This window comes from Halomonas sp. BMC6 (genome assembly GCF_964204995.1).
GTDB lineage: Bacteria > Pseudomonadota > Gammaproteobacteria > Pseudomonadales > Halomonadaceae > Vreelandella.
The window spans coordinates 2343455-2359772 of sequence record NZ_CAXNSH010000001.1 but is presented as its reverse complement, the minus strand read 5'-3'; the positions used below and the strand labels follow the sequence as shown (position 1 = coordinate 2359772).

At 55.5% G+C, this 16318-nt stretch carries 16 protein-coding genes; 7 read left to right on the top strand and 9 right to left on the bottom strand.

The window, feature by feature from the left end:
- Positions 1 to 30 precede the first annotated feature (30 nt).
- Together AB6K10_RS11300 and AB6K10_RS11295 are read right to left on the bottom strand one after the other, a co-directional pair.
- The gene (locus AB6K10_RS11300) at positions 31 to 441 is read right to left on the bottom strand and encodes a thiol-disulfide oxidoreductase DCC family protein (RefSeq protein ID WP_339118757.1); all 411 of its coding nucleotides are present in this window, start codon (positions 439 to 441) and stop codon (positions 31 to 33) included.
- A 116-nt stretch (positions 442 to 557) separates the two neighbouring features.
- On the bottom strand, positions 558 to 1079 hold the full coding sequence (locus AB6K10_RS11295; protein WP_339118756.1) for a DMT family transporter: 522 nt from the start codon (positions 1077 to 1079) through the stop codon (positions 558 to 560).
- Positions 1080 to 1172: 93 nt separating this feature from the next.
- On the opposite strand from AB6K10_RS11295, the gene AB6K10_RS11290 reads away from it, so the two are divergent.
- A complete protein-coding gene (locus AB6K10_RS11290; RefSeq protein ID WP_339118755.1) occupies positions 1173 to 2084 on the top strand; it encodes a LysR family transcriptional regulator in 912 nt (303 codons plus the stop codon).
- Positions 2085 to 2324: 240 nt separating this feature from the next.
- On the opposite strand, the gene AB6K10_RS11285 is transcribed toward AB6K10_RS11290, so the two are convergent.
- From AB6K10_RS11285 to AB6K10_RS11275, 3 genes are all read right to left on the bottom strand, one after another.
- On the bottom strand, positions 2325 to 2891 hold the full coding sequence (locus AB6K10_RS11285) for a histidine phosphatase family protein (protein WP_339118754.1): 567 nt from the start codon (positions 2889 to 2891) through the stop codon (positions 2325 to 2327).
- A gap of 94 nt (positions 2892 to 2985) precedes the next feature.
- Positions 2986 to 3705: a hypothetical protein gene (locus AB6K10_RS11280; RefSeq protein WP_339118753.1), complete on the bottom strand. Its 720-nt coding sequence runs from the start codon at positions 3703 to 3705 to the stop codon at positions 2986 to 2988.
- 115 nt (positions 3706 to 3820) lie between these two features.
- Entirely contained in the window at positions 3821 to 4810 is a 990-nt protein-coding gene (locus AB6K10_RS11275) for a PIN domain-containing protein (protein ID WP_339118752.1), read from the bottom strand.
- Between the two features lie 596 nt (positions 4811 to 5406).
- Here AB6K10_RS11275 and AB6K10_RS11270 point away from each other — a divergent pair.
- Positions 5407 to 6720 carry a hypothetical protein gene (locus AB6K10_RS11270; protein ID WP_339118751.1) on the top strand — a complete coding sequence of 438 codons (1314 nt, stop codon included), beginning with the start codon at positions 5407 to 5409 and terminating at the stop codon, positions 6718 to 6720.
- 3 nt (positions 6721 to 6723) lie between these two features.
- On the opposite strand, the gene AB6K10_RS11265 is transcribed toward AB6K10_RS11270, so the two are convergent.
- Positions 6724 to 7242, bottom strand: coding sequence for a zinc ribbon-containing protein (locus tag AB6K10_RS11265; protein WP_339118750.1), 519 nt, complete (start codon positions 7240 to 7242; stop codon positions 6724 to 6726).
- A gap of 162 nt (positions 7243 to 7404) precedes the next feature.
- Between AB6K10_RS11265 and leuS the strand changes: the two genes are divergently transcribed.
- From leuS to AB6K10_RS11240, 5 genes are all read left to right on the top strand, one after another.
- Complete coding sequence (gene leuS / locus AB6K10_RS11260) at positions 7405 to 9990, top strand: leucine--tRNA ligase (RefSeq protein ID WP_339118749.1); 2586 nt, start codon at positions 7405 to 7407, stop codon at positions 9988 to 9990.
- Positions 9987 to 10481 carry a hypothetical protein gene (locus tag AB6K10_RS11255; protein ID WP_339118748.1) on the top strand — a complete coding sequence of 165 codons (495 nt, stop codon included), beginning with the start codon at positions 9987 to 9989 and terminating at the stop codon, positions 10479 to 10481. Before leuS ends, AB6K10_RS11255 begins: the two co-directional genes overlap by 4 nt.
- Entirely contained in the window at positions 10478 to 11545 is a 1068-nt protein-coding gene (gene holA, locus AB6K10_RS11250; RefSeq protein WP_159341931.1) for a DNA polymerase III subunit delta, read from the top strand. Before AB6K10_RS11255 ends, holA begins: the two co-directional genes overlap by 4 nt.
- Before the next feature lie 98 nt (positions 11546 to 11643).
- Positions 11644 to 12042: a PA2779 family protein gene (locus AB6K10_RS11245; protein WP_159341930.1), complete on the top strand. Its 399-nt coding sequence runs from the start codon at positions 11644 to 11646 to the stop codon at positions 12040 to 12042.
- Between the two features lie 10 nt (positions 12043 to 12052).
- Complete coding sequence (locus AB6K10_RS11240) at positions 12053 to 12991, top strand: PA2778 family cysteine peptidase (RefSeq protein WP_339118747.1); 939 nt, start codon at positions 12053 to 12055, stop codon at positions 12989 to 12991.
- Between the two features lie 70 nt (positions 12992 to 13061).
- On the opposite strand, the gene sthA is transcribed toward AB6K10_RS11240, so the two are convergent.
- The 3 genes from sthA to nqrF all read right to left on the bottom strand — a co-directional run bounded on the left by sthA (position 13062) and on the right by nqrF (position 16273).
- Entirely contained in the window at positions 13062 to 14453 is a 1392-nt protein-coding gene (sthA, locus tag AB6K10_RS11235) for a Si-specific NAD(P)(+) transhydrogenase (protein WP_159341928.1), read from the bottom strand.
- Between the two features lie 121 nt (positions 14454 to 14574).
- Positions 14575 to 14829: a (Na+)-NQR maturation NqrM gene (gene nqrM, locus AB6K10_RS11230; protein ID WP_159341927.1), complete on the bottom strand. Its 255-nt coding sequence runs from the start codon at positions 14827 to 14829 to the stop codon at positions 14575 to 14577.
- A gap of 211 nt (positions 14830 to 15040) precedes the next feature.
- A complete protein-coding gene (nqrF, locus tag AB6K10_RS11225; protein ID WP_159341926.1) occupies positions 15041 to 16273 on the bottom strand; it encodes an NADH:ubiquinone reductase (Na(+)-transporting) subunit F in 1233 nt (410 codons plus the stop codon).
- Positions 16274 to 16318 lie beyond the last annotated feature (45 nt).

Here is a 16318-nt window from a genome sequence, read left to right as displayed (position 1 = left end):
CTCTGGTTGAAACAAATACCCGCATAAAGGCTAAGTGTCGATACCCACAAACCGCGACTTCACCTCTACTGTCGGCACCATACAAGCCTCTTTCTTACCAAAAAGCCTATAGCGATTCCGAGCGAATAATTTATAAGCCGCGTCTCTAATCGGCCTGGGCACAACCTTGAATGCATAACAGAGCCGCCACGGCCCTTTTAGCTCTTTGGCGATCTCAAGGGCCGCCTCTGAAAGCACGTAACACTTACCAGCCTTGATAAGCACCAAGGTGTCCATGCCCACATCGGGCATGTTGAAGCGCTGCGTGAGTTCCTGCGCCAACTCGCTCTGCATCGGGGTGAATGCAAAGATTCCCTCTGGGTCTCTATTGATGATGAAATTCACTGCTCCATTACAGAAGTTGCAGACACCATCGAATATGACGATATATCGATTATCCATAGGCTCCTGAAAGAAAGATGATGGTTCGCTTGAAGAGCATAACCAAACTTACACTACGTCCACTTACCGTTCGAGCGACGTTGAACCGTGCAGATTCATCGAAAAACCTTGTGCCTTCATGAATGGGCGGTGCGTGATACGACCTGATCAGCATCGTGTTGAGCTGGCTTGGTCGTGGATGAGAACCACAGCACCGTCACCATGCCCACTATTACCATCACCACGCCCAACACACGCCCCACGCTGACCTCTCTAACAGGTAAGTTCATCCAACCGTGGTAATCCAACAGCAGCGATGCGATCAACTGCCCTGCAATCACACACACCATAAAGCTCGTGGCCCCCACCCGCGGCACCAATATTAGCGCCGACGATACGTAGATAGCGCCTGCGACGCCGCCCAGCCATGCCCAGGCGGGCAAGTGCCTAGCAGCGCCGAAAACGGGAGGCGCTGCCTGCATCGCCAGTGCGATGGGGATGACGACAAGAATACTGACCACCAGAGAGACCAGCGTTGCCCAAAGAGGATGGCCTAGCGCTCGGCCTAATTCCGCGTTACTACCGGCTTGAAATGGCACCAAAGCGCCTACGACGACTGCCACTGCCGCCAACCCTACCACGGTGAGAGATGAATTCATGACAAGCTCCTGATGCGTCTGAAAGGGTCTTTTATCTTGTACAATTCATTTCATTAATTGAAATTCCATTTTTTATTTTTCATTATTCAAATTATGAATAATTTAAGACGCATCGATCTCAATCTGCTGGTCACTCTGCACGCACTACTGACCGAAAAGCACGTCTCGCGAGCGGCACGGCGCTTACATAAAAGCCAGCCCGCCGTCAGCCATGCACTCGCTCATTTGCGCACTATTTTTGACGACCCGTTGCTGGTGCGACGAGCAGGCAAACTGGAACTCACTTCCCGCGCCAGCGAGCTACTACCGGCATTGACGGAAGCACTGCATCAGGTAGGCACGCTGCTTGACCAGCCCGCCTTCGATCCCGCTCGGACGAAGCGGCTATTTAGGCTCGCCATGTCGGACTATGGCTCTCGGGTCATCCTGCCGGGGCTGGTAAAGCGCCTGCGTACCTGCGCTCCGGGGATCGATCTTCAAGTCACGCAAGGCAGCCGCGCCTCGATGCTGGCAGGCGTGCAGGATGGGGAGATCGACCTAGCCTTTGGGGTGTTCCCATCGCCGATTACCGGTGAATTACGCACCCATACGCTTTTCATCGAGCACTTCGTGAGTGCGGCGGATAAACACACCCTGCCCAATACTGGCAGCCTGGATAAAGACGCTTGGCTCTCGCGGCCACATGTCCTGGTCGCCCTGCACAGCAACGAAGCCGGTGAGATAGAACACGCCCTGCAGCGCGAAGGCGTTAGCCGCCGGATAGCGATGACCCTGCCCCACTGGGGCATCGCTAGCAGTCTAGTGGCCAACACTGATTTGATAGTGACGGCAGCACGGCGCAGCTTCGATATATTGCCGAAGGACTCACCGCTGCAGCTTTTCGCCCCGCCCTTTGCCATTGACCCGTTTGCCTACGAGATGGTTTGGCACTCACGGCGGGAAAGCGATGCCGGGCACAACTGGCTGAGACAAACGATCGTTGAGATGTTGGGAGAAAGCGCGTGATTGGGCGGCATCAGATCGCGACGGTGATACCCACCACCCAGGTCAATACCCTTGTAGCGCGTGGTAACGAGCGATTAGCGAGGCACCCGCGAGGCCGCGCCACCAAGACATTATCCATGGTAAAGATGGTTCAGTACGACGTGGTCAAGAGCACTAGTAACTACTGTTGAACGCTTAGCAACCCCGCGGACCACAAAGCTAGTGGGCGCTCAGCGCTGGAAAGGCGGACGCCAAAAGTCGTTAGCTAGAAGAAATTGGTCGATTGATATAGCTGACCATATTTACGTCGCCTACCGATACATGACTCAGCCCACAATTATCGTGCGGAAACCGTGTTTTATGGGGCAAAGCCAGCATGCAGTTTAATAATTCGCGAAGCATGTGCCCGTGCGTTACCACCAATATCCTGGAATGAGGCTGGGTGTAGATTAGCTTTTTTGCCTGTACCACACGCTCCATGAATGCCCCTGGTGACTCATTTTCATGGGGGTAGTCATGACCCGATACGTGACGGAAATACTTAGGCTCCTCTCGGGCGGGAGTCTCAGTCAACACTAACTGCCCCTCAGCTAAACAAGAGTGAATCTCAATCTCTATTTTGGCAACCTCAGCAAAAGGTTGAATGGTTTGCAGGGCTCTCGGATACGGAGAGCACAGAATGTACTCGATCTCCAATTCCAAGAGACATCCTATGATGCTTTGTGCCTGATAGTGGCCATGCTGTGTGAGCGCGTCACCGCTTCCTGTTGCCAACGCACCATCGCGGTTCGTTTCTGTTTCTGCGTGTCTCAAGAGGAATATATCCATTCTTGATTCCTTTTAACTTTGCCAACACGCGTAGCTTTGTAGTGAAGGCGAAGCCGCAACGAAAAAGTTGTCGCTGTGCTTGGCCTGGTTATATTCATTTGGCTGATTTATGAGCAACTGAAACCATTACTGAGTACTCAGATGAATTGCGTATATCTCTACCAACTACAAAAAGAGGTCCATCGGCATGCATTTCAAAGTTTCTTAATATTTCTGGCGATTTCTGCTTATCAACTTTTATATAGACCACATATCCGTATAGGTAAAGGCGATAGTAATTGACACCATGCCATCTTTCTCTGTGTGGGTCGAGGATTGTTCTTCCAATCGTAGTATCCGTGAACTTCGAAACAACGAAAGAATACTGATTTTTGCCCCCACATTCATCACGCCAAATAAGTTCTTTGAGGTCACTTTCATATGGCCCCAGACTTACCTTAGAATAAAACTCTTGGCTGGAAACTGATGCCCGCCAAAGAACACTAAGGAAGAATCGCTTAAGAAGTCGATAGTCAACATCATCAACGCGATACCCAACAACCCTCCCATACCATTTTAGCTCAACATGACCGCATTCTTTTCTAAGGAAAATGCTTTGTGCATAATCATCGACCACCTGAAACTTATCCTCACACTCTCTGCAAAGAATTGTCTTATCATAAACGCCAATAGGTGCTTTCTTGGGAAATTTTCCCGCTGCATCAGTTAGTAAGCGCGGAGGATCTTTACCATCACGCAATCCCCTGAAAAATGCTTCTGGTATCGCATGAGCTTTAATTAAACTCTTGTTTTCACCACATCCTTTGCAGATCATCCCATCCTCTTTGAATATAACGCTTGCAGCATGCGCGCCCGTGGAATGGAGCCAAAGGCGCAATGTAATGGGCGTCGCCGTGCCTGCACTGGTTATGTGCTTTCGTTGATCTCAGCTAGAACTCAATACTAGCGATCTCATTCAACTCACTGAAATCACTGTTGGTTAGGACTTCCACATATACTGTAATTCTTCCGTCAAAATTGCGAGGAATGACGTCCCAATCGTAATCATCGTATCCAACACGCACCATATCTGTGACTTCAGCGTTTACGCGATAATCCAGGCCAACATCGAAGACTGCCCGGTCGAGCCCAATTTCCACTAAGTTCATCTCATACACATCTACAAATATGCCTTGAACACTTATTCGGTCATCCCGGTACTCTAATGCATACAAGCTAGGGTTCGTATGAAGTTCATCGACGATAACTTCGGTAATCCAGTCAACATTCTCCTCCATAAGCGCGTGCGCAGCGGGAGAGAGTGCTTCAGTGTGTCTATTGTACTCATCAAGTACTTCAGAAAGTTCCTTATGACATCTGAATCGAGAGTCGTTGCGGAATGCTTCCAACATCCCTTCGTCTCTGGAAACCACGTAGATAGGGCGGCCGGGGTTGTCATTCGCAAAACTAACCATGGACGAGACAGCAAATGCATCAGGGAATTCATTTCGCTTTCGCCCTTTCCCAAACGGCGGTTTAGCATCGAAGTACGATGCCACCACCCCAGGGAGGTCTATGCTGGCAAGAGGGACAGACTCAGAATTGCATCGCACGCGGAATTTCTCCCAGGTTTCCACGATGCTTTCAACCAACTTTTCTTGATCTATCTGAAAGTCAATCCCAGCCAACTTCTTAGCTTTATCGCCAATCAAGCCTATGATGTTGCTGTCCAATGCAGACTCGATCTTTGCTGCGTGCTCTTCCGCAGTCTCTCGAAGCTTATATGTAACTTCGTGCTGTATGATTTCAGGAACTATTAGCCTTAACTCGTCGTCACTGCTCATGCCGACCAGCTTCCCTAGCGATGTGCCGCTGAAGCGATATGATTCTTGCACGTAAACACTTGTGTCTAGAAAGATAAAACTACGTTCAAACGGCATTGCTCACATCCTTTTGCAACGGGCGCAGAGGGAAAAAATCATTACTTTTACTGAATAGTCTGGGAGGCAACGCCCACACCACATAACAGTGGTTATATAGCTCGCTACATAACCCCAATAACTGAGCGATCACAGTCATTGATGTTATACAGCCCCAAGAACCACCTAACCCATTGATTTTAAATAAAACTCCCTTGGCTCAGGCTACATATCCTCTATTATCGTGCCCGCTCGTTTTAACTGTTGAATCATACTCTATTCATAAAATCTGCTTAGGTCACCTATCTGGCGAAAATTTTTGCGTGCCTTGGGTGGCACAATCGGCACCGCGTTGCGGTGCTTCGCGGGTGCCTCACTTCGTTCGTTACGCCGCGCTACGGGGTAGGTGGCTTTTTCGATGTTTGGGAGGCTTTATCATCGCGCGTTGAAGCGCTCTACCACTCCTGTCATCTTCCACACCTTCAATCCTTCACATCTGTCATCTCTCACATCTGTTGTCGCTCATGCTTGTCATCTAACTTCTCTCTTCACTTCTTACTACTAGCCTTCTCTCGCAAACCCGATTAGCCTGCTAACTCAGCCATTAAGGGATTGAGATGCAAGAGACAACGACGCGGCAGCGCTTGGCGGGGGTATTGGTGCTGCTGGGGCTTTTGGCGCAGATAGTGGGCTTTACCGGGGCGGTGCCGACCGCGCAGGCGGTGAGCTATTTGCTGTGGGCGGCGGTGGCGCTTCTGTGGCGGGATATTCCCAAGCGTTCGCGCATTCAGGCAGGAGTGTTGATTGCCCTGGGCGTGGTGATGCTGGTGGTGGCGCAAACGGTGTATGGCGCGGCGGTGAACTGGCCTGCCATGCTGCAAGGCAACGTGTTTGTGGCCACCATGCTGGTGGGCGTGAGCTTTATTTCGCTGATTGGCACCCAGGGCAATAAGCGCCCGCCGGGTAAACGGGTAACGGGGGCAGATGGCGTGCTGCGTACCTGGCTGGGGGTGCATTTCCTCGGCACGATTTTGAATCTTTCCACGGTGTTTATGGTGGGCGACCGGTTGGCTCGCCGTGCGCCGTTAACCACACCGCAGCTATTGGCGCTGAACCGTGGGCTGAGCAGCGCCGCCCTCTGGTCGCCCTTCTTTGCTTCTATGGCGGTGGTAATTGCCCTGGTGCCTTCGGTGCAGTACGCCCAGATTGCCGTGGTGGGTTTTCCTATCGCCATGCTCTCGGGGCTATTAACCACGCTAGAGCTGCGGCGGCGGTTTGATTTAACCGAGGTGGATGGCTTTTCGCTTTCGCCCCGTAGCCTGCTGATGCCTGCGGGCATGGCGGCGTTGGTGATGCTGTTTCACTTCTGGATCACGCCGTCGCTCACTATCGTCAGTATCATTACCTTTTTACTGCCGGGGGTGGCGCTGTTAAGCAACCTGCGGGAAGGCCCGCGTTTTACTCAGCGGCGCATTCGCCAGCACACCGTTACCCGCCTACCCGCCATGCGCGGGGAAATCTCGCTGTTTTTAGCGGCGGGGTTATTAACATTAGGGCTTTCGACGCTGGTGGCTGCCGCTGCGGGCGATGAGTGGACGCTATTTGCCCGCTTTGGCACGTGGCAGGCCATGGCCAGCTTTGCTGCCATTACGCTGAGCGCGCTGGTGGGGCTGCACCCAATTATTGGTGTTTCCGTGCTGGCGTCTGTTTTGGATTTAAGCGGTGGCGAGCAAACGCTGTTTGCCTTTGTGGCGCTAAGCGCCTGGGCGGTGGGCACCAGCGTGGGGCCGCTTTCCGGTATTAACCTTTCCTTACAGGGGCGTTATGGGGTGAGCGGTTATCGCATGATGAAAGATAACCTTCCCTATGCGGCGATGATGAGCCTGCTCTCGCTGGGGGCGATTGCAGGCTTGAGCGCTTGGCTAGGTTAACAATCAGGTTTCGATGATTTTATTCGGGAAGCGGTAGAAGTAGCGGTGGCCGCACTGGTGGCAAGGTTCCAGCCGAGCGACTTCGTTGAGCATCACTTGGGCATCGCAGTGGGTGCAGGCCATTAACCCGGGGGCGGCGATTTCGCCTTCGCAGTAGTCGGCGCGGGCGGCTTCTAGGTCATCTTCGAAGCGTTCGCGGTCTACTACGCTGCGGTCGGCAATGGAAAGCAGCGATTCCGCCACGCGGCGGGAGAGCTGATCAATATCGATGCCTAGCCAACTGGCGACCTGCTTGCCGGTATCCGCCATGTAGTAACGCATATCTTTTAGGTCGCGCTCTACCCAGGCGCGCAGTAGTGCCAGCTCGTCTTTGGTGTACTCTTCAAGCTCGGCCTCGAAGGCAACGGCGTCGTCCAAATCCTTTTGCAGGTTATCCCAGGTGAGCTCGTTGGCGCCGTCTTGCATGCGTTCCAACAGGCGCTCGTAGCCTTCGCGAAGGCGGTGATCGTTATGTTTTTCCATGGGTCCTCTCCTTTTGTCGCCACAGGTGCTGCCTATCATCGGCTAGCCGTTCAAGGATACACCTGCATAGGATACAATCGACGCTACTTATCTGACAGTCGTCATCTACTATTCACTTTGCGCCCTTTTTGGGCGAATGACCCCAAGGCATTGAAAACACCGATGGACGCACATTACAGCCCCCGTGATATCGAACGTGATGCTCAGCAGTACTGGGACAAACACCAGTGCTTTAAAGCCGTAGAAGACGCCAACCGCGAAAAATTCTACTGCCTATCCATGTTCCCCTACCCCAGCGGCAAGCTGCACATGGGCCACGTGCGTAATTACACTATCGGCGACGTTGTCTCACGTTTCCAGCGCATGCAGGGTAAAAATGTCATGCAGCCAATGGGCTGGGATGCGTTCGGGATGCCGGCGGAGAATGCCGCGATTCAAAACCAGGTGCCACCCGCCAAGTGGACCTATCAAAACATTGATTACATGCGTAACCAGTTGAAGGCACTAGGCTTTGCCTACGACTGGAGCCGCGAATTCGCCACCTGCGATACCAGCTACTACCGCTGGGAGCAGTGGTTCTTCACCAAGCTGGTTGAAAAGGGCTTGGTGTATAAGAAGATGTCCACGGTGAACTGGGACCCGGTCGACCAAACCGTCCTCGCCAACGAACAGGTCATCGACGGCTGCGGCTGGCGTTCCGGCGCGCCGGTGGAACGTAAAGAGATCCCGCTATGGTTCTTGAAGATTACCGACTACGCCGATGAGCTGCTGGCGGACTTAGATAACGTCGAGTGGCCCGAGCAGGTCAAGACAATGCAGCGCAACTGGATTGGTAAATCCCGTGGCGTCGAGCTGAGCTTTGACATTAAAGCCGCCGATGGCAGCGCCTGCGAGCCGCTGGCGGTGTACACCACCCGCCCGGATACGCTGATGGGCGTGACCTACGTGGCCGTGGCTGCCGGCCACCCGCTAGCGAAACAGGCCGCCGAGCAGAGCAGCGAGATGGCGGCGTTCTGTGAAGAGTGCGCCAAAGGCGGCACCTCTGAAGCGGAAATGGCCACCAAAGAGAAGCTGGGCATGGCCACGGGCCATAAGGCCATTCACCCGTTAAGCGGTGAAGAAGTGCCGGTATTCGTGGCTAACTTCGTGCTGATGGAGTTCGGCACCGGCGCGGTCATGGCCGTACCCGCCCACGACCAGCGTGACTGGGAATTTGCCACCAAGTACGGCGTTGAGCTGAAGCCGGTAGTGGCCGATGAGCACGGCAACACGCCGGATATCTCGGAAGGCGCTTACACCGAGCACGGTACGCTGATTAATTCCGGCGAGTTCGATGGCCTGGAATTCCAAGCCGCGTTTGATGCCATTGCCGCCAAACTGGCCGAGCTTGGCCGTGGCGAAGTGAAAACCAACTATCGCCTGCGCGACTGGGGTATTGCCCGCCAGCGTTACTGGGGCGCGCCGATTCCGGTGAAGTACGGCCCGGAAGGCCAAACCGTACCGCTCTCCGATGACGAGCTGCCCGTCGCGCTGCCCATGGAAGTCACCGTGGATGCTTCCGGCTCGCCGCTGAAGAAGATGCCGGAGTTCTCCGAGCTGGGCGATGGCTGGGTGCGTGAAACCGACACCTTCGATACCTTTATGGAGTCCTCCTGGTACTTCGCCCGCTTCTGCTGTGCGGATAACCACGAAGCCATGCTGGACGAGCGCGCCAACTACTGGCTGCCGGTGGATCTCTACATTGGCGGTATCGAGCACGCAATTCTGCACCTGCTCTACGCCCGCTTCTTCCACAAGCTGCTGCGCGATTTCGGCATGGTCGATTCCGACGAGCCGTTCCAGCAGCTGCTCACCCAAGGCATGGTGATCGCGGAAACCTTCTACCGCATTAAAGATAACGGCGGTAAAGAGTGGTTCAACCCCGCCGATGTGGAAGTGAAGCGCGATGAGAAAGGCCGCCCGCTGAGCGCCATTTTGATGAGCGACGGCCAGCCCGTTGAAATGGGCGGCATCGAGAAGATGTCCAAGTCGAAGAACAACGGCGTGGACCCGCAGTCGATGATCGACAAGTTCGGTGCCGACACCGTGCGCCTGTTCATGATGTTTGCCGCCCCGCCTGAGCAGTCGCTGGAGTGGTCGGATTCCGGCGTCGAAGGCGCACACCGCTTCCTGAAGCGCATCTGGCGTCAGGTGAGCGAGCACCTGGAAGCGGGCACGCCGGGCACGCTGAACGTCGATGCACTCAACGACGATCAAAAAGCGTTGCGTCGCAAAACTCACGAAACCATCAAGAAAGCCAGCGACGACATTGGTCGCCGCACCACCTTCAACACCGCCATTGCGGCTGTGATGGAGCTTTCTAACGCGGTCGCTAAGTTCGACGATACCTCTGAACTGGGCCTCGCGGTTAGCCGTGAAGCGCTGGAAGCCTGTGTGCTGCTGCTGGCTCCGATTACCCCGCACCTGTGCCACACCCTGTGGCAGCAGTTGGGCCATGAGCAGCCCGCCATTGAGGCCCAGTGGCCGAAAGTAGACGAAGCCGCCCTGACCCGCGACAGCATCGAGTTGGTGGTACAGGTGAACGGTAAACTGCGCGCCCGCCTGGAAGCCCCGGCCAGCGCCGACAAAGCCGCCATCGAGCAACTGGCGATGGAAAACGAAAACGTCCAGCGCCATTTGGAAGGCAAAACGGTTCGTAAGGTGATCGTGGTGCCCGGCAAGCTGGTTAACATCGTGGTGAGTGGATGAATCGCCGTCGCTTTTTGACCCTCAGCATCGCCGCGTCAGCGGCAGTGCTGCTCAGTGGCTGTGGGTTCCGCCTGCGCGGCTCGGAATCCATGCCACGCCTGCCCGCGCTCTCGCTAGAGGGCGATGACAACAGCGCTCTCGCTCAGCAGCTTCGCACGCGCTTACAGCAGTTAGGCACGGACGTTGAGAGCAGCGCGCCGTGGCGCGTAACGCTGGGCACACCGTCACTGCAGGAGCGGCGCATTGGCACCGATGGCCGCGCAAGCCGTGAGCATGAACTAACGCTAAGCACGTCGCTGTCGGTGCAGCAGCGGGACACCAGCGCTTACGCATTGAACAATGCCACGGTGGCGACCAGCACGCGCATTCGCGTCAGCGATGACGATCTGCTGAATCGGGAAACCCTTTTCCAGGAAGCGGAGCAGACACTGACCCGCCAGCTCGCCCAGCGCGTCGTAGAGCGGTTGGCCAATCTCGAGGCGTTGCGGTGAAGGTATTTGCCGATCAACTGCCTGCCGCCCTGGCCAAGAAGCTGCCGAAAGCGGTGATCGTGGCGGGTGACGAGCCGCTACAGCATCGCGATGCCTGCGATGCAGTACGCGCCGCCGCCCGACAAGCGGGTATCGAAGAGCGGGAAGTACTGGATGTAGAGCCCAACTTTGCCTGGGGGCGGCTCTTGGAAACCGCCAGCAACCTCTCGCTGTTTGCCTCCAACAAGCTGTTAGAACTGCGTTTGGGTAACCAGAAGCTGGGGCAGGAAGGCACTAAAGCGCTCGCGCAGTACGCAGACATGATGGACGGTAGCGATGACCTGCTGCTGGTCAGCATGGGTAAGGTGGATGCCAAACAGCAGAAGAGCGCCTGGTTCAAAGCCCTGGATAAACACGGCCTGTTCGTACCCGTGTGGCCGGTCGATGCCTCACGCCTTGGTTACTGGCTGCGGGATAGAGCCTCGCATCACGGCCTGCAGATCGATCTCGAAGCGGCCCGGCTGCTGGGTGAGCGTACCGAAGGCAACCTGTTGGCGGCGGATCAAGAGCTACAGAAGCTAGCGCTGATCTACCCGGCCAACACTCGACTCAACGTCGAACACATTGCCCAAGGCGTGGAGGACAGCACCCGCTTTGACGTCTTCAATCTGGCGGATGCGTGCTTGAAGGGCGAGCCCAGCCGTGCCTCTAGGATCGTCAACGGCCTGAAAAGCGAAGGCGTGGAAGCGCCGATCGTCCTATGGGCGCTGACGCGTGAGCTGCGCACCCTGCTATCGCTACATCAGCATCTGGATCAGGGTCAAAGCTTTGAACACGCCTGTAAAACCCAAAAGCCGATGATTTTCGATAAGCGCCGTCCGGCATATCAAAAAGCCATTGGCCGCCTTTCCATGAAGCGGCTGCACAAACTATTGCTGATGGCCCAGCGCTTGGATTTAGCGGTAAAAGGCGCCTCTGCCGTGCCGCTGTGGCCGGGGCTTCACGATCTGGCCATGACTATGGCGGGTGCAAAAGGCATTCTGGCCGAAACCCCTTGGACCTATCGCATTAGTGCAAATAATTAGCACTTTGCATTTTTGCCTTAAAACCGCATCTGTTTGTTTCTATACTACTTGCTAGGTCATTCATGGCCTGCTCCCTGATAAGTCTAAGGATGAAGACGATGAAAACAGTGCGTGCTTACCTCTCGACCCTTTTGATGATTGCGTTAGTGTTCGCCAGTCTGCCCGTCGTGGCAGCCCCGACCGCCCCGCAAGGCATGGACTTGGTATCGACGCAGTCTGTTTTAGCAGGCGACCGTGCCGGCGCTGATCGCGAGCGTATCAATGAAATCCTCGCCCGTGCCGATGTGCAGGATCAGCTGCTAAAGCAGGGTGTCAATCCTGCCGACGTCGAAGCCCGTGTGGCGGCCCTTAGCGATGCCGAAGCTCAGCAAATGGCACAACAGCTCGAACAACTGCCTGCCGGTGCCGGTGTGGTAGGAGCGCTGTTCGCGGTGTTCGTGATTCTGCTGGTAACGGATATTCTTGGTCTAACCGATGTTTACCCGTTCACTCGCTAAGTCGTCTGCAATGATGAATCGCTCCGTCAACGCCCGCTCTGCGGGCGTTTTACTGTTAAGCCTGCTGATCGTACTACTCACCGGCTGCGCCCGCAGCCCGGTACTGTTAGAGAGCACTAGATCGAGCCTGGCCCCGCAAACCGAGCTTACCGAGGTGCCGTTTTTCGCCCAAACGGAGTACCAGTGCGGCCCGGCGACCCTGGCCATGGTACTCAATCACGAAGGCGTAGAGGCTAGCTTAGACGAGCTAATTCCTCAGGTATTCTTGCCTGGGCGTGATGGCAGCGTGCAGCCGGAAATGTTGGCCACGGTGCGCCGCTACGAACGGCTGGCAATTCCCATCCGAGGTACCATGGATGCTCTGCTCACGCATCTGGAAGCAGGCAACCCGGTGGTCGTGATGCAGAACCTCGCCCTGCCCGCCTTTCCCATGTGGCACTACGCGGTGGCCATTGGCTTTGATTTGCCCAACGAGACGCTGATACTGCGCAGCGGTGAGATCGAGCGGCATACTCTGTCGTTTAGCCGTTTTGATGCTACCTGGGCGCGCACTGAGCGCTGGGGCTTTGTGGTCAGCGAGCCGGGCAGCCTGCCGGAGGGCGTGACCGCGCGCAATGCCTTGGAAGCGATTAGCGCCTTTGAAGAGCAGCACGGCCCCGACATAACGCTGAGTAGCTGGCAGGCATTCGCCGAGCGCTTCCCGCAGAACCCGATGGGCCAGTTCGCTCTGGGCAACGCGCTTTACGCAACGCAGGAACCCGAGGCAGCGTTAGCTGCGTTTGAAAACGCCACACAGATTGACCCGAACATGGGTGCCGCGTGGTTGAACCTCGCCATCTTGCAGCTTCAGCAAGAGGACACCCCCGCCGCCAGGGAATCACTCAGCCAGGCCGCTTCATTAGAAGGCGAATGGCAGCCTCGCGCCCAGCAGCTGCTGGAATCGCTATAGAGGCTATGGTTTCGGAAGGCGATGCTTGAAAAAACACGAAGGGGGCATAGCGCCCCCTTCGTGTGGCCGATCAAAAGACGCGGTTTAAGCCATTTTGCGCCGCCACCCGGTAGGCTTCGGCCATGGTTGGGTAGTTGAAGGTAGTATTCACGAAATACTTGAGCGTATTCGCTTCGCCCTCTTGCTGCATGATCGCTTGGCCGATATGCAGAATCTCTGAGGCTTGGTCACCAAAGCAGTGGATACCCAAAATCTCTAGCGTGTCTTGGTGGAACAAGATCTTGAGCATGCCCACGGTATCGCCGGTAATCTGCGCGCGGGCGGTATCTTTGAAGAACGCCTTGCCCACTTCGTAGGGCACTTTGGCTTCGGTCAACTCGCGCTCGTTGGGGCCAAAGGAGCTAATCTCGGGAATGGTATAGATACCGGTCGGCACATCACTGACGAAGCGGTACTCTTTTTCCAGCAGCTCGTTACACGAGTTCAAACCCTGGTCGTAGGCGGCGCTGGCAAGGCTTGGCCAACCAATCACATCCCCTGCCGCATAAATATGCGGAATCGACGTCCGGTAGTGTTCATCGACGCTGAGCTGGCCTCGGCCGTTGGCTTCTAGTCCGATGTTCTCAAGCCCTAAACTGTCAGTGTTACCAGTCCGGCCATTGGCCCAGAGGAACGCATCGGCGCGGATTTTCTTGCCGGATTTGAGGCGTACCACGACCCCGGCCTCGTCGCCCTCGACGCTCTCGTACTCTTCGTTGTGACGAATCAATACACCGTGCTTGCGTAGATGGTACGAGAGCGCATCGCTGATCTCGTCGTCCAAGAACGACAGCAGGCTATCGCGGTTGTTGATCAGATCGACTTTGACCCCCAGGCCCGAGAAAATGGAGGCGTACTCACAGCCGATGACACCAGCGCCAAAGATCACCAGCGTACGCGGTGTATGGGAAAGGCTTAGGATGGTATCGGAGCAATAGATACGCGGGTGACGGAAGTTGATATCCGCCGGGCGATAAGGGCGTGAGCCGGTGGCAATGACGATTTTTTTGGCCACCAGCTCTTCCATGCCCTCTTGGCGGTCGCGAACCACGACGGTGTGCTCGTCTTTGAAGCGCGCCACACCGTGAAAGAGATCGATGCGGTTGCGCGCATAAAAGGTGGTACGCATTTCGACCTGTTTGTCGATCGTGCCACGCGAGCGCTCCATGACTTTAGGGAAAGAGAACCAGCGCGGCTCACCGATATCGCGGAACATGCGGTTGGTGTTGAACGCCATGATCTGTTTGACCTGATGGCGCAGCGCTTTGGATGGGATAGTGCCCCAGTGAGTGCAGTTACCGCCTACTTGGGCCTGTTTCTCAATGATCGCCACCCGCATACCGTGTTTGGCAGCATTGATGGCAGCGCTTTCTCCGGCGGGGCCGGTACCGATAACCACGACATCGTAATTGTGAACCGCCATACGGTTTGGATCTCCTTGTTCCCTTACATTTTCGTCAGCACATACGTAAACGCCCGCGGTTAAGCGAGCGTTCGACGTATGTGTTCGCGTACATCATGAGTGAATAACGGCACGATGGGGCTTAACGTCGCGTGACATCGTAGCCCAGATCTGCCCCGCGACTTTCGTCGCTACGACGGCGCAGACTACCGCGTTTGCGGTTCTCTTCTTCGCAAACATCGTCTTTGCCTCCGCAGATATCGCAACCATCCTTCATACCAATTTGGTTCAACCCACCGCAGGAACCTGCGATGGGTTTACGCCCCATCAGCACACCGACGGCCATGGCCCCCATGATCAGCGCCATAAAACCAAATACCAGTAGCCAAATTGCCATGTGGTCCTCCCAGCATTGCGTTAAGTGCCTTACCTGCCGACAGTCATTGCGCCGATAAGTGCCTTAAAAGTTACCGCCTATTGTACCCTAGCCGATGAAAAATGATCAGGCATTCGAGGCAATTTCCACACGATGTGCGTTCCCATCACCTCAAAAACAAACGGGGCTAGCCCTAAGGCTAGCCCCGTTTCTAACGTACGCTGACGCGACATTAGCCGCCGAAGTCATCCAACAGGATGTTTTCCGGCTCGACCCCCATATCCAGCAGCAGCTTGATAACGGAAGCGTTCATCATGGGCGGCCCACACATGTAGTACTCACAATCTTCAGGCGCCGGGTGGTCCTTCAGATAGTTTTCGTACAGAACGTTGTGGATGAAGCCCGTCGGGCCTTCCCAGTTGTCTTCCGGCTGCGGATCGGACAGCGCCAGATGCCACTCGAAGTTCGGGAACTCTTCTGCCAGCTGATCGTACTCTTCGTTGTAGAAGGTTTCACGCCAGGAGCGCGCACCGTACCAGAACGAGATCTTACGATCCGACTTCAAACGCTTGAGCTGGTCGAAGATGTGGCTACGCATCGGCGCCATGCCCGCACCACCCCCGATGAAGACCATCTCGGCATCGGTGTCTTTGGCAAAGAACTCACCAAACGGCCCCATGACGGTCACTTTGTCACCCGGCTTCAGGCTGAAGACGTAGGTCGACATCAGGCCCGGCGGATGGCTGGTGCCAGGAGGCGGCGTCGCGATACGAATGTTGAACTTGAGGAGACCTTTCTCTTCCGGGTAGTTCGCCATGGAGTAGGCGCGGATGATTTCCTCGTTGTTCTTATGGGAAATGTCGAACAGGCCAAACTTTTCCCAGTCGCCACGGTACTCTTCTTCGATATCGAAGTCAGAGAACTTGATGTCGTAGGGCGGTGCAACGAGCTGAACGTAACCACCGGCGCGGAAAGCTACTTCTTCGCCTTCAGGCAGCTTTAGGTTGAGCTCCTTGATGAAGGTTGCGACGTTCGGGTTGGCCGTTACTTCGGTTTCCCACTTCTTCACGCCGAAGACTTCTTCCGGCACTTCTACTTTCATGTCCTGCTTTACAGGAACCTGACAAGAGAGGCGCCAGCCTTCTTTCTTCTCACGCATGGTGAAGTGCGACTCTTCGGTCGGCAGGATAGAACCGCCGCCCTCTTCGACTCGGCACTTACACTGGGCGCAGGAACCGCCGCCGCCACAGGCAGAAGAGAGGAAGATACCGTTGGCCGCCAGGGTGTTCAGTAGCTTGCCGCCGGCTTGGGTCTTCAGGGTGTGCTCGGGGTCGCCGTTGACTTCGATCGTCACGTCCCCGCTACTCACTAGCTTGCTGCGCGCTGCCAGAATGATCGCCGTCAAACTGATGACGATGACCGTGAACATGACAACACCGAGCAAGATGACAGATGTATCAACCATGTCGGTTTCCTATTGCTGAAGGTTTTCTGTACCTCGGCAGCCTGG